Origin of the sequence: Dokdonella sp., assembly GCF_041395345.1 — a bacterium.
Taxonomy (GTDB): domain Bacteria; phylum Pseudomonadota; class Gammaproteobacteria; order Xanthomonadales; family Rhodanobacteraceae; genus Dokdonella.
The window spans coordinates 185194-196856 of sequence record NZ_JAWLAR010000006.1; the positions used below are offsets into that span (position 1 = coordinate 185194).

Sequence of the window (11663 nt, forward strand, 5' to 3'; positions counted from 1 at the left end):
AAAACAAGAAGCGGTCGGGTCTGAGACCCGCCCCTACGCCCGCGCTTCTCGCGGCGATTTTTCCAGCACAACCCACTCGCCGGCGCGCAATACCTCGATCGGTCGGAATCGGATCTTGTAGTCCATTTTCGGATGGCCGGCGATCCAGAAGCCGAGGTAGACGTGGTCCAGTCCGAATTCGCGGGCGATGCGGATCTGTTCAAGAATCGCAAAGGTGCCGAGGCCACGATCCACTACATCGGGTTCGTAGAAGGTGTAGACGGAAGAGAGGCCCGCCCTGCAGAAATCGGTGACTGCAACCGCCAGCAGCTTTCCCCTGTGGCGGAACTCCACGAATTGGGTCGGGCTCCATTCGGTATACAGGAACCGCGAGAAATCATCGGTCTGGGCGTTGTCCATGCCGCCGTTCGGATGGCGCCATTGCAGGTAGCGCCGGTACAGATCAAAGCGCTCATCGCTGTATCGCGCGGGCAGGATGTCCACTTGCAAGTCGGTGTTGCGCTTCACGCAGCGCCGCTGCGCGCGGTCCATGGCGAAGGTGCTGACGGGGATCCTGCAAGCCACGCAGGCGCGGCATTGCGCGCAATGCGGAACATAGACATGGCTGCCGGCGCGACGGTAGCCGCGTTGCAAGCCGAGCTCGTAGAAGTTCGAAAGCTGCGGAGAAGCCGGATCGATGACCAGGTTTTGTGCCTCGCGATCGGCGTAGTAGCCGCAGGCGTGAGGCAGGGTCTGGAACAGGCGGACGATATCCGAGCGCATGCCCTATTGTGCATCAAGGCGGTCGCCTGGAAACGCGACCGGATGCGTTGAATTCAGGACTCCGCAGGCGTATCGCTGCCAGCAAGGATCGGTTTTTCCGGATTTGTCGCGGGGTTGGTGACGGACGGGTCAGCGCATCAGGTAGGTGGCCCCGATCAGCAGGATGACGCCGCCGATCAGGCCCAGCAGGATCATTCGCGCGCGCATCGAGGTAGCCCTGTGTCGGCTGGGATCACCGGGCGTGCGCGCGGCTGCCAGTTCGTCGGCGAATCGCGTGGCGGGCTCCAGTCCGGCTTCGCGCAGGATTTCACGGGCGCGTCCCTGGTCGTTCGAGTCGGTCACCCATACCTGGGCCCAGCTTTCGCTTTCACCGCGCTGGGTGTAGCTGAATCGCTTCCACTGGCCACCCTGCCAGTCGCGGCGGTTGCGGATCGTGGTCTCGATGCGAGCCTCCCGGAGCAGCGCGACGACGCGGTCGACATTCTCCTGGCGTGGCGAGGTGTAGATCTGGCGCATGCTGATTCCTGTTGACTCCGGCCCGTGGGCTACGATTGTTCGACGACGCGAATCAGGCCTTCCTGCGCGGTCGATGCTACCAGCACGCCGTCGCGCGTGAAGATCATGCCACGGGCGAGACCTCGCGATTCCTGTGCGCTCGGACTGTCGCAGGCATAGAGCAGCCACTCGTCAACACGGAACGGACGATGGAACCACAGGGCGTGGTCGAGGCTGGCCATGCGCACGTTCGGCTGCAGGTAGGAAATCGCATGCGGGAAGGTGGTTGTGCCGATCAGGTGGAAATCGGACGCATAGGCGAGCAGTGCGCGATGCAGCACCGGACTGTCCGGCACGCGGTCGACTAGGCGGAACCAGACATTCTGGTAAGGCGGCTGCTTGGTCGGATTCAGTTCGTTGCGCGGATGCACGTGGCGGAATTCGAACGGGCCTGCCTTGTTCAGCCAGCGCTTGCGCTTGGCCGGGATCTTGTCGAGCTCGGATGCCGGAATCTCGATCGGCGGCAGATCTTCGGGTTTCGGTACCAGCGGCATCGGAAACTGGTGCTCGGCACCGGGTTCGGTCTTGTGGAACGACGCGGTCATGTTGAAGATCGGCTGGCCATGCTGGATGGCGACGATGCGGCGCGCCGAGAAGCTGCCGCCATCTCGGCTGCGTTCGACGTTGTAGACGATCGGTGCCTCGACGTCGCCCGCGCGCAGGAAGTAGGCGTGCAGCGAATGCGCGTGGCGGTCCGGGTCGACGGTCTGCTGCGCTGCGGACAGGGCCTGGCCGAGCACCTGGCCACCAAACACATAGCGCGTGCCGATATCCCTGCTCTGGCCGCGGAAAAGATTGTCCTCCAGGCGCTCAAGCTGAAGCAGGTCGATGAGTTCGCTGACAATGGATGCGGTCATGGGCAGATTGCGTGAAGGAGACAGCCCAGTATAGCCAAGCGGTGTTGCAGCGCGTCAATCGACCGGCTCGCCCATGAGCCTGCGCAGGCCGCAGCCTGCCACGACGCGCTCCCAGGGAAACATCGGGCCGGGATCCAGCCTTCGCGGCAGCAGCAGGGCGGGATCGTCGCTGGCCGGCTCCTTGCGCTGGTCGAGAACGTCATGCCCTGCAATCGTTGTCAGATGGGGCAGCGTGCGCTTGAGCTGTTGCAACAAGGCCAGCAGGGATTCGATCTGCGCTTCGGGGTAGGGCTCGGTAAACGCCTGATGGCGTGAATCGCCCCAGTGCGGGTAGCGGCCCCGATTGACCAGCTCGATGCCGATCGAACGCGGGTTGTAGCGGAACGTGTGATGGGCGATGCGCAGATCGCCGACAAAGCGCGCGGTGCGACCGTCACGGTCGATGTAGTAGTGCCCGCTGTTGCCGGTCTGGGTCTCCTCGTATCGGATGCGCTCGCCAAACTCGCGCGCCATCGCCATGTCCGGCAGTTCGGTGCAATGGATGACGACAAGATCGACGGTCGAAGCGCTGCGTTCGCTCAGTCGCGTTTCGTAGGGCAGGGGCCAGTCATGGATGGTCAGTTCGTTCATGCCTCAAGTTTCGCATGGGTTTGTGTCCGCAGCAGCGGCCGGCGATCGCACTGGCGTCGCAGTGCGCATGATGCTCCCCGACCCGGCCTGCCCAGGAACGGCGCAGGCGTCGTTGCCGAGTTCGGCGTTGCTGCTTCGTGGTAGGTGTTAGCATCGCGCGTTTTCAAGGAGCTGCCTTCATGAAGGGAACCGTCATACTTTCCCACGGCCTCGAGAGCGGGCCGCAGGCGACCAAGGTCAGTGCACTGGCGACCGTTGCCGAGGCGCTGGGTTGGGCCAGTATCCGGCCTGACTACCGGGATCTCGACGCCAGCCGCGATGTCGCTGCAATCACCGCGCGCACCGAGCGCGCCGTGGCGGCAGCGCCCGCCGAGGGTCGCGTCATCTTTGCCGGTTCGAGCATGGGTGCCTTCATCTCGGGTTTCGCCTCGATGCAGCGCGAATGCGAAGCGCTGTTCCTGATGGCCTTGCCGGTCGGTGTCGAAGGCTATGACTACGACTACACGGCCGCCAGCGTGCCCACCGTGCTCGTGCACGGCTGGCGCGATGAGTTGTGTCCGGTCGATGCCGCCATCGAATTCGCGCGTGCGCGAGGCGACACCCTGCACCTGGTCGACGATGATCATCGCCTTGGTGCACACGTCGACTATTGCGCCGAAGCGTTCCGGCAGTTGCTTCTCAAGCTGGATCGCTGATGCAGAAATTCTTCGCCACCTGCCCGAAAGGCCTCGAATACCTGCTGCGCGACGAACTCGTCGAGCTCGGCGCCAGCGAGGTGCACGAGGCATTGTCGGGCGTGCATTTCAGCGGCGCGCTCGCCGACGCCTACCGGGCCTGCCTGTGGTCAAGGCTGGCCAGCCGCGTGCTGATGCCGCTGGCCGAGTTCGAAGCCACCGACGAACAGGCGCTCTATGACGGGGTGCGGAGCATCGACTGGTCGCAACATCTGGCTGAAACGGGAACCCTGGCGGTGGATGCGGTCAGCAATGCGAGCCAGATGCGGCATACGCGCTACCTGTCGCAGAAGGTCAAGGATGCGGTGGTCGACCAGTTCCGCGATCGCAACGGGGAGCGGCCCGGTGTCGATCTCGAGCAGCCCTCGATTCGCCTGAATCTGCTGCTGCGCAAGGATCGCGCCCTGTTGTCGCTGGATCTTTCCGGCACGCCATTGCACCGACGCGGCTATCGGGTCGGGCAGGGTGAGGCTCCGCTGAAGGAAAATCTCGCCTGTGCGATGCTGCTGCGTGCCGGCTGGCCGGCCATCTTCAAGGCCGGTGGCGCCCTCGTCGATCCGATGTGTGGCGCCGGTACCCTGGTGATCGAGGCGGCCCTGATGGCGGCGGATGTCGCGCCTGGCCACCGGCGCAGCTATTTCGGCTTTCTGGGCTGGCGCGGCCACGATGCCGAAGCCTGGCAATCCCTGGTCGACGAGGCGAACCACCGCGCCGAGGCCGGTCTGCGTGCGCTCCCCGCCGCGTTCTTTGGGGACGATCAGGACCCGCATGTTCTGAACCAGGCCAAACGCAACGCGCAGGAGACTGGCGTCATCGGCTTCACGCGTTTCGAGCGCCGCTCGATCGAGCATCTGCAGCGTCCGACCGATGCGACGCAGCCGGGCTTGTTGATCTGCAATCCGCCCTATGGCGAGCGCATCGGCCAGCAGCACGCGCTGGCGCCCGTCTATCGCGCCATCGGCGACAAGGCCCGCGAGGAGTTCGATGGCTGGCGCCTGGCCGTGATCACCTCCGATGAGGATCTGGGTCGCGCCATCGGCCTGCGCGCACACAAGCGTTACACGCTGTACAACGGCGCCCTCGAATGCCGTTTCCTGTTATTCGAGATCGGCGGCAATGCTGCGCCGAAGGTAGTCGAGGAACGCCCGATGACGGCGGGCTCCGAAGCGGTCGCCAACCGCCTGCGCAAGAACATCAAGCACCTGCGCAAGCGTCTGGATCGCGAAGGCGTGCACTGCTGGCGCGCCTACGATGCCGACATCCCCGAGTATTCCGCAGCCATCGATGTCTATGTCGGTCGCGAGGAATCACGCCCCGACAAGCCGGAATCGACCTGGCTGCATGTGCAGGAGTACGCCGCGCCCAAGGACATCCCGGAACATGTGGCCTCGGCGCGCCTGGCCGAACTGGTGCGCGGCGCGACCGCCGCATTCGAACTGCCGCGTGAGCGCATCGCCGTGAAGACGCGCTACAAGGCAAAGGGCGGCGGCAAGTACGGACGCATGGACCAGCGTTCGAGTTTCCTCATCGTCGAAGAGGGTGGTCTCAAGTTTCGCGTCAATCTGACCGACTATCTCGATACCGGTCTGTTTCTCGATCATCGTCCGGTTCGCTCGCGCCTGCGCGAAGCGGCGCGCGATACGCGCTTTCTCAACCTGTTCTGCTACACCGCCACGGCCAGCGTGTACGCCGCCTCCGGGGGTGCGCGCACGACCACCAGCGTCGATCTTTCCGCCACCTATCTGGACTGGGCCGAAAAGAACCTCGCCATCAACGGCTTTGGCGGCGACGCGCATCAGCTGGTCCAGGCGGATTGCCTGCAATGGCTGGAGCACGACCGTGCCGAGTACGACCTGATCTTCGTCGATCCGCCGACCTTCTCGAACTCCAAGCGTGCCGAGGATTTCGATGTGCAGAAGGAGCACGTGCGCCTGCTGCACCTGTGTGCCGAGCGCCTCGCCTTTGGCGGCAAGATCGTGTTCTCGAATAACTTCCGTCGATTCAGGCTGGACACGGAAATTGCCGAAATGTTCGAAGTTCGCGACATCAGCGCGCAGACCATCCCGTTCGACTTCACGAGAAATTCACGGATCCATCAATGTTACGAACTGCAACCGGGCGGAAAACGGGTTTGAATTTCAGTTGCGATTCAGTTGCGCGGCCGCAATGTGCGAGCGTGGACTCGGAGAATCTCCCATGAAAGCTGAACGCAATCGCCGTCACGCCCTCTATTCGATCGGGCTGGTCCTTGTCGCTGCGCTGATGGCTGCGCCCGCCGCATTCGCTCGCGGCGGCCATAACGGCGGCGGCTACCATGGTGGCGGTCACTACAACGGCGGCAGCTACTACAACAACGGTGGCCATCACAACGGTGGGGGCCGCTACTACGGCAGCAGCCATCATGGCGGTGGCTACTACGGCGGTGGTAATTACGGCGGCGGTTACTACGGCGGTGGCTACAACAACTGGGGCGTCAGCATCGGCTTCTCCGGCCCCGGTTACAGCATTGGCTACACCGGATGCAGCAACTGCGGTGGCGGCTATGTCAGCGGCAGCGTTTATGGCGGCGGCTACTACGGCGCTGGCTATGGCGGCTATTACGGTGCTGGCTATGGCGGTTATTACGGTGCGGCCTATCCGGTTTATCCGGCCTACGGAGTGGGGTATGGCTACGCCTATCCGGCCTATCCGGCAAGGCGAGTGGTCTATCGCAGCTATCGTCCGGTAGCGGTCCCCTACCAGCGCGTCTACCGCCCTGCCACGACCACGGTTGTCTACACCGAGCGCTCCGACTACGGCGGCCGCAACGAGATGTACACGCGAGCGACCTATTACGATCGGGACTAGGTTTCCGATCAATCGAGCAAGGCCGGCTGCATGATCATTGCTGCACCCGGACCTTCTGGCCCCGCGGACATTTCCCCTGATATCCGCGGGGTCTTCTTTTTTGCGCGCCCGCATTCGATCCGGGCCGGATGAGGCAGGCCGGTCACGAAACCGGCCGTGCATGACCCCGGATTCTGGTTGATTGCCTTGCCCGGTGTTAGGCTGCATTCCTTGGCGCCACTGCAAGTTGCACGGCGAATTTCCAGAAGAATCGAGCATGACACCAGTTGACCCGCTGCTGCGGGATCGTCTCGCAAAAGCGGATCCTTCGGCAGTGAACTGGACGTTCTTCCGCCAGTGGTTGAAGAATCCGATCGGCATCGCGGCCCTGTCCCCATCCAGCCGCCGGCTCGCCCGCGAAATGATCGACCAGCTTCCCGAACCCCCATGCCGGGTCATCGAGCTCGGAGGTGGCACGGGCGTATTCACGCGGGCCTTGCTGGATCGCGGCGTGCTTCCCGAGGATCTGCTCGTCGTCGAGCTCAACAGCGAGCTGCATCGATTGCTGCAACAGCGCTTTCCCGAAGTGAAGGTGGTACGCGGCAACGCCATGGAGCTCAAGGACATCGTCGAACGCGAGGAATTTTGTGCGGCCGGCGAAGTCGATGCGATTCTGAGTGGCCTCGGGTTGCTGTCCATGTCCAGGGCGACGCAGCGTCGCATTCTGTCGGCCGCATTCTCCGTGCTCGGCGCGAAGGGTCGCTTCATCCAGTTCACCTACGGACCGGTCAGCCCGGTGTCACGCGAAGTACTGACCGAGCTCGGCCTCGGCGTCTATCGCGGCGGTGTGGCCTGGCGCAACGTGCCGCCCGCTGCCGTCTACGTGTACACGCGCAATCGGTCGACACCGATTCGAGCCATCCGCACGCACCGACGCTGAGCAGCAAGCGTCTGCACGCTGATTGTGTAGGTGCCGCCTTCTGGCGCGATGCCTTTCGTGGCTGTGGAGGAGGAGCATCGCCCCTGACGGGCCTCCTACGAGAAGCACCAGGCCGCAACGCATCTGCACGCTTTTCATGTAGGAGCCGCCTTCAGGCGCGATGCTTCTCGTGGCGGCGGCGAAAGAGCATCGTCCCTGAAGGGACCTCCTACGAGAAGCTTGAGGCCGCAGCGGATCTGCACGCTTTTCATGTAAGAGCCGCCTTCAGGCGCGATGCTTTTGGTGGCGGCGGCGAAAGAGCATCGTCCCTGAAGGGACCTCCTACGAAAAGCACCAGGCCGCAACGCATCTGCACGCTCTTTATGTAGGAGCCGCCTTCAGGCGCGATGCTTTTCGTGGCTGTGGCGAGAGAGCATCGCCCCTGACGGGCCTCCAACGAGAAGCTTGAAGGCGCGGCGGATGTGCACGCTTTTCATGTAGGAGCCGCCTTCAGGCGCGATGCTTCTCGTGGCCGTGGCGAAAGAGCATCGTCCCTGAAGGGACCTCCTACGAGAAGCTTGAAGGCGCAGTGGATCTGCACATTTGCGGATTTACCTCAGGCCTCCGCCGCTTCGCGCTTCAATGCCGCGGCCAGATCCTTGCCGAGCCAGGCATCGATGCCCTTGCGCAGCAGGTAGATCAGCGGGATCAGGGCAATTGCTGCAAGCACCTTGTAGCCGTAGTTGACCGTGCCCACGGCCAGCCAGAGATCCGTGGTCCATTTCTGCGGACCGATCACGAAGGCGATGTAGAGCACCACGAAGCTGTCGACGAACTGCGACACGAACGTCGACGCGGTTGCCCGCAACCAGATGTGGCGTTCGCCGGTGCGCTGGCGAATCGAATGGAACACGCGCACGTCGATCAGCTGGCCGATCAGGAAGGCCGTGATGGAACCTGCGATGGTCCACATGCCCTGGCCGAACACGTATGCGTAGGCAGCCTGCAGGTCGGGTACGCCATCTTCGCTTGCTGCACCCACCCACCAGGAGGCAGGCGCCAGCGCAATGGCCAGATAGGCGAACAGGAAAGCGTAGGCGATCAGTCCGACCGCGAGCCATGACAGGAAGCGAACGCCGCGCTGTCCGTAAAACTCGTTGATCACGTCGGTCATGATGAAGACGATCGGCCACAACAACGTGCCCGCCGTGAAGTTCAGCGAACCGGTCTGGTTGAACAGGTTCCACTCGAACGGCTGCAGTCCCAGGGTTTCCTCAAGGGCGAAAATCTTCACGCCGATGAACTCGGCGATGATCGCGTTGGCGACGAAGAATCCCGCCAGCATCAGGAACATGCGCTGCGCGCGTGGCGCCGCGCTCGCCGTCGCGACAGGCTCGCTCATTCGTCGTTGTTCTCGTCCTGGACCCTGGCCGAACCCTGGCCGGGCCGTTCCTGCAGTTCCGCAACCACTTGCTGCAACTGCGCGACCAGACTCTCCAGTTGGGCCACGCGCTCTCCCAGGCCACCCGAGGCCCGCGAGGAGGGCTCGGCATCCGCGGCAATGACGGTATCCAGCGTTACCGGGCCGCACAGCAGATGCATGTAGCGGTCCTCGCGCTGGCCCGGTGCGCGATGCAGGCGCACCACCAGCGCAGGCTCGCGCGAAGCGAGCCGGTCGAGCACGGTAGCCACTTCCTCGGCGTCCGGGAAATCCGCCAAGCGTTCGCTGCGTGAGTAGAGTTCGTTCAGCGTCTGCGGTCCGCGCAGCATCAGTATCGCGAGCAGGGCACGCTGCCGCGTCGTCACGTTGTAGCCGATTTCAAACTTGTGCGCATAACGTGATGCACGCGCGCTCAGCGTACCGGTCACCAGGCCCTTGCCCTCGAGCTGGCGCAGGGCATGACCGACCTCGCCCGGTTCGTAGTGGCTCATCGGATCGCGATTGGACTTCTGGTTGCAGGCAGCCACCACCGAATTGAGCGTCAGCGGATAGGCATCCGGTGTCGTCGCCTGCTTTTCGATCAGGCTGCCGAGGATGCGCGCCTCGATCGCTTCCAGCGCAACGAGCGCTGCGCTGGAAGCTGCCTCTTCGCCATCCGATTCCTGCATGACCTAGTTTCCCTTCGGTTTGTCGGTACGGTACTTCTCGAACCAGGCCACGATATTGAGCACCTTGGCAATCAGGTTGCTTGGACGCTGGGCGATGCCGTGCGATGCACCGGGAATGCGAACCAGGGCGGTATCGACCTTGCGGATCTTGAGCGCCTGGTAGAACTGCTCGGCCTCGGAAGCCGGTGTGCGGTGGTCTTCCTCGCCGACCATCATCATGGTGGGTGTCTTGACGTTCCCGACATAGGAGATCGGCGAGCGTTCAAGATAGTTGTCGACCTTGTCCCAGGGCAGGTCGGCGAACCAGTAGTGCGAGAAGAACGGATACATGTCGGCCGTCAGGACGAAGCTGTACCAGTTGATCACGGGCTTGGCCGACACGGCGGCACGGAAGCGATCGGTATGCCCGACGATCCAGGCGGTCAGGCAACCGCCGCCGCTGCCGCCGGTGACAAACAGGTTGTCGGTATCGATCGAGCCGCGTGCGATGGTGGCGTCGACCACGCTCATCAGGTCGTCGAAATCCTGGCTCGGGTAGGCGTTCTCGATCAGGTTGGCGAACTCGGTGCCGTAGCTTGTGCTGCCGCGCGGGTTGGCATAGACCACCACGTATCCCGCTGCGGCGAACAACTGGACCTCCGGCGAGAAATGCGGGCCATAGGCGGCGAACGGCCCGCCATGGATTTCCAGCAGCAGCGGATACTTCCTGTTCGGATCGAAGTTGGGTGGGCGGACGATCCAGGCCTGGACGTCACGACCGTCGAACGAGGATTTCGCGGTGATTTCCTCCATCTGGCCCAGGTTCATGTTCTCGAGCAGGTTGGCATCGAGATTGGTCAAGGTGCGTGACTTGCCGGAGCGCTCGGTGACCGCGAGGTTGGCCAGGTTGTACATGCCGCCCTGGGTGTAGGCCACGCGTCCGCCGGCAGCCGAGAACTCGGCCGCCGTGTAGGGGCGTCCGACTTCCACACCGCCGAGATCATCGGCAACGCGCTCGACCTTGCCACCGCTGGCGGATATCCAGCCAAGCTGCGTCTTTCCGTGGTCGTCGAACTGCAGCCAGAGACCGCGATTGCCGTCCCAGGCGATGGCATCGACACTGATGTCGTAGTTGTCGGTCAGCGAGCGGGCATTGCCGGCGTTGGTATCGCCGACGTAGATGCGGGTCGCCTGGTAGGGACGACGCTTGTCGTCGAAGCCCAGCCAGGCCAGCCGTTTGCCGTCAGGCGACAGGATGGCGTGAAAATCCGGACCCTTGCGCTCGGTCAGGCGCGTGATGGCGCCATCGCGCACGGCCACGCGATACAACTCGCTCTCCACCGGCTCGTATTCCCAGTTGTCGCCGAGATTGGCCGAAACGATCAGTGCGCTGCTGTCCGCAGTCCAGGCCGGCGCGCTATTGAAGTTGTGCTTGCCGGTTGTCAGCTGGCGCGCCGCGCCGCCATTGCTGGAAACCACAAAGACATGCGAATAGCCCGGGTCGACATAGCCGCCGCCATCCACGCGATAGATGACGCTGTCGATCACCTTGACCGGCGCAGCCCACTCGGCGCCCTTGGGCGGCGAGGGCATCTTGGCCAGCGGTGCCTGCTCGGCTGGCACGCGCATGCTGAAGGCCAGCCAGCGACCGTCCGGAGACCAGCTCAGATTCTGTGGCGATTCGGTCAGGTCGGTGATGCGCGCCGTTTGCCCGGTATCGAACCAGTGCATCTGGATCTGCGACTTGCCGCTGTCGCTGGCCACGAAGGCCAGGCGTCGCCCATCGGCAGACCAGGCAGCGCCGTAGCCGGATGCAGCGACCGGGCGAAGGTTGTTGCCGTCACTGTCGATCCGCCACAGGCTCGACTGCTTGCGGTCCTTCATGACGTCGAAGCCCTTGCGCTCGAAGACGACCTGACGGCCGTCCGGCGAGATCTGCGGGTTGTCCACCCATTGCAGGCCGAATACGTCCATCGGTTCGAAGACGCGGCTATCGGCATGCGCGGCCGAGGCGATGAGCCCCGAGCAAACGAACACGAGGCAGGTAATGGCTAGTCGTTGCATGGTGACCTCTGGTCGGAAGCAGAACCCGCATTCTGGCCCGATGCGCCCGCAAGGGCCAGCCTGCCAAGGGTCACGCCAAACCACCCTCGGCAACCGCTCCCTGCGTTGCTCTACCTCCTGCATGGATGCAGGAGGTAGAACCGCGTCTGGAACGGTGGTCGAGGGTGGGCATGCGGAGCGCTATCCCCAGAGCTCGAGCACTACAGCGTCTGGAACGTCTGTAGAGGG

The 11663-nt window shown here is 63.5% G+C and carries 11 protein-coding genes; 4 read left to right on the plus strand and 7 right to left on the minus strand.

What is annotated here, in order from left to right:
• Nucleotides 1–33 precede the first annotated feature (33 nt).
• The 4 genes from R3F00_RS07450 to R3F00_RS07465 form a co-directional block, all read right to left on the minus strand.
• Nucleotides 34–762 carry an arginyltransferase gene (locus tag R3F00_RS07450; protein ID WP_371281138.1) on the minus strand — a complete coding sequence of 243 codons (729 nt, stop codon included), beginning with the start codon at nucleotides 760–762 and terminating at the stop codon, nucleotides 34–36.
• Between the two features lie 129 nt (nucleotides 763–891).
• Nucleotides 892–1278, minus strand: coding sequence for a hypothetical protein (locus tag R3F00_RS07455; RefSeq protein WP_371281139.1), 387 nt, complete (start codon nucleotides 1276–1278; stop codon nucleotides 892–894).
• Between the two features lie 29 nt (nucleotides 1279–1307).
• Complete coding sequence (gene tesB, locus R3F00_RS07460; RefSeq protein ID WP_371281140.1) at nucleotides 1308–2174, minus strand: acyl-CoA thioesterase II; 867 nt, start codon at nucleotides 2172–2174, stop codon at nucleotides 1308–1310.
• A gap of 54 nt (nucleotides 2175–2228) precedes the next feature.
• The gene (locus R3F00_RS07465; RefSeq protein WP_371281141.1) at nucleotides 2229–2804 is read right to left on the minus strand and encodes an N-acetylmuramoyl-L-alanine amidase; all 576 of its coding nucleotides are present in this window, start codon (nucleotides 2802–2804) and stop codon (nucleotides 2229–2231) included.
• Nucleotides 2805–2983: 179 nt separating this feature from the next.
• On the opposite strand from R3F00_RS07465, the gene R3F00_RS07470 reads away from it, so the two are divergent.
• The 4 genes from R3F00_RS07470 (at nucleotide 2984) to R3F00_RS07485 (ending at nucleotide 7304) form a co-directional block, all read left to right on the plus strand.
• Entirely contained in the window at nucleotides 2984–3499 is a 516-nt protein-coding gene (locus R3F00_RS07470) for an alpha/beta hydrolase (protein WP_371281143.1), read from the plus strand.
• A complete protein-coding gene (rlmKL, locus tag R3F00_RS07475; protein WP_371281144.1) occupies nucleotides 3499–5673 on the plus strand; it encodes a bifunctional 23S rRNA (guanine(2069)-N(7))-methyltransferase RlmK/23S rRNA (guanine(2445)-N(2))-methyltransferase RlmL in 2175 nt (724 codons plus the stop codon). Before R3F00_RS07470 ends, rlmKL begins: the two co-directional genes overlap by 1 nt.
• Before the next feature lie 61 nt (nucleotides 5674–5734).
• Nucleotides 5735–6385, plus strand: a complete 651-nt coding sequence (locus tag R3F00_RS07480) for a hypothetical protein (RefSeq protein ID WP_371281145.1) — start codon at nucleotides 5735–5737, stop codon at nucleotides 6383–6385.
• A gap of 256 nt (nucleotides 6386–6641) precedes the next feature.
• On the plus strand, nucleotides 6642–7304 hold the full coding sequence (locus R3F00_RS07485) for a class I SAM-dependent methyltransferase (protein ID WP_371281147.1): 663 nt from the start codon (nucleotides 6642–6644) through the stop codon (nucleotides 7302–7304).
• A 595-nt stretch (nucleotides 7305–7899) separates the two neighbouring features.
• On the opposite strand, the gene R3F00_RS07490 is transcribed toward R3F00_RS07485, so the two are convergent.
• From R3F00_RS07490 to R3F00_RS07500, 3 genes are read right to left on the minus strand one after another with little or no spacing between them, the layout of a single operon-like run.
• Nucleotides 7900–8685 (minus strand): queuosine precursor transporter, encoded by a 786-nt coding sequence (locus tag R3F00_RS07490; protein ID WP_371281149.1) that lies wholly within the window; start codon nucleotides 8683–8685, stop codon nucleotides 7900–7902.
• A complete protein-coding gene (locus R3F00_RS07495; protein ID WP_371281151.1) occupies nucleotides 8682–9392 on the minus strand; it encodes a YceH family protein in 711 nt (236 codons plus the stop codon). The genes R3F00_RS07490 and R3F00_RS07495 overlap by 4 nt, the downstream gene beginning before the upstream one ends.
• A 3-nt stretch (nucleotides 9393–9395) precedes the next feature.
• The gene (locus R3F00_RS07500; RefSeq protein WP_371281152.1) at nucleotides 9396–11435 is read right to left on the minus strand and encodes a prolyl oligopeptidase family serine peptidase; all 2040 of its coding nucleotides are present in this window, start codon (nucleotides 11433–11435) and stop codon (nucleotides 9396–9398) included.
• Nucleotides 11436–11663: the final 228 nt, after the last annotated feature.